This is a genomic window from Halorubrum sp. Ea8 (assembly GCF_002252925.1).
Taxonomy (GTDB): Archaea; Halobacteriota; Halobacteria; order Halobacteriales; family Haloferacaceae; genus Halorubrum.
Map to the genome: position 1 here is coordinate 1 of NZ_NHPF01000002.1, position 1,541 is coordinate 1,541.

1 protein-coding gene and 1 pseudogene are annotated in these 1,541 nt (G+C 69.9%); both read left to right on the plus strand.

Going from position 1 to position 1,541, the window contains the following annotated elements:
* Positions 1-610, plus strand: a pseudogene (locus DJ74_RS00085) (HTTM domain-containing protein); the annotation flags it as partial.
* A 115-nt stretch (positions 611-725) separates the two neighbouring features.
* Positions 726-1,466: an SDR family oxidoreductase gene (locus DJ74_RS00090; RefSeq protein WP_094522800.1), complete on the plus strand. Its 741-nt coding sequence runs from the start codon at positions 726-728 to the stop codon at positions 1,464-1,466.
* Positions 1,467-1,541 lie beyond the last annotated feature (75 nt).

Sequence of the window (1,541 nt, forward strand, 5' to 3'; positions counted from 1 at the left end):
GTCCCGGCGCGCGCCGTTCTCACGCCCGGTCGCGCCGGGACGCCTCGACGGTCTCCGCGATGCGGACCTCACCGGGACGCTCGCCGGCGGACGCGTCCTCGTCTCGACGGTCTTGCCGTACGTGTTCCTCGTGTTGATCGTTCTCTCCGGGGCGCAGGCGGTCGATTACGCCGAGGTCCCCGAACCCGGTGAGGACGTCTTGGAGGCCGTCGACATGGACCAGTCGTGGCGGATGTTCGCCCCCGATCCCACCCACACGACCCGATGGTTCGTCGCGCCCGGAACCCTCGAAAACGGGACCGAACGGGACGTGTTACGGAACTCGGCGGTCGATTTCGAACGGCCGCCGCGTGCGGAGGCCACCTACCTCACCTCGCGCTGGCGGAAGTACCTCGGGAACGTCCGCTCCACCGACAACGAGAACCACCGCTCGTACCTCGCGAACTACCTCTGTGCGGACTGGAACCGGTCCCACGAGACGCGCGTCGAGAGCGTGACCGTCTACCAGCGGTACGAGCGAGCCGATCCCTACAACGGAACGGTCGAGGCCGAGGGAAAGGTGAAACTGATCGAGTACGACTGCTCGGGCGAGTTCGTCCAGAACGAGTGAGGGCCCGGTCGGGCTCATCGGAGGATCGGTCCGGACCCGCCCGTCCGAAGCCGTCGAGTGGGCCGGCGGTTCCCCGACGCGACGTTTTATACTCGCCCCCCGCGATCCGTCGGTCATGACCACGCTCGACGACGCGACGGCCCTGGTGACCGGCGCGAGCTCCGGAATCGGCGAGGCGACGGCCCACGCGCTGGCGGCGCGGGGCGCGAACGTCGCGCTGCTGGCTCGCCGGCGCGAGGCGCTGGAGTCGCTGGCGGCGGATTTGGAGGCGGAACACGACGCGAACACGTTAGTCGTCGACGGCGACATCCGCGACCGGGCGACGAGCGAGGCGGCGGTCGAGGCGGTGATCGACCGGTTCGGCGGGCTCGACGTCGTCGTCTCCAACGCGGGGGTCGGCCGCGGCAGCGACGTGGCGGAGATGACCGACGAGGAGTACTTCGCCATGCAGGAGACGAACGTCGACGGGACGTTCTTCCTCACGCGGGAAGCGCTCCCGCACCTGACGGAGAGTCAGGGGACGCTCGTCGTCGTCGGGAGCTTCGCGGGCCAGTACCCGCGGTCGTTCAATCCGGTGTACGCCGCGACGAAGTGGTGGGTGCGCGGCTTCGCGCACAGCGTCGCGGCGCAGGTCGGCGACGAGGGGGTCGCCGTCTCCGTCGTGAACCCCTCCGAAGTGCGCACGGAGTTCGGCAGTGAGGACGGCGAGCCGTTCGAGGAGCGGTTCGAACCCGGCACGGTGACTGAGCCCGAGGAGGTGGCCGAGGCGATCGCCTTCGCGGCCACGCGCGAGGGGTCGTCGGCACAGGAGATCGACCTCTTCCGGCGGGACAAGTTCGGCGACGCGCTGTCGTAGAGCGGCCGCGAGCCTCGTCGTCGGCCAACCGGTCTCAGTCGACGGCGACGGCCCGGTCTCAGTCGACGGCGACGG

Excerpts from the sequence above, each read along its gene's own strand:
- DJ74_RS00090 (WP_094522800.1), top strand. The coding sequence starts at position 726 with ATGACCACGCTCGACGACGCGACGGCCCTGGTGACCGGCGCGAGCTCC.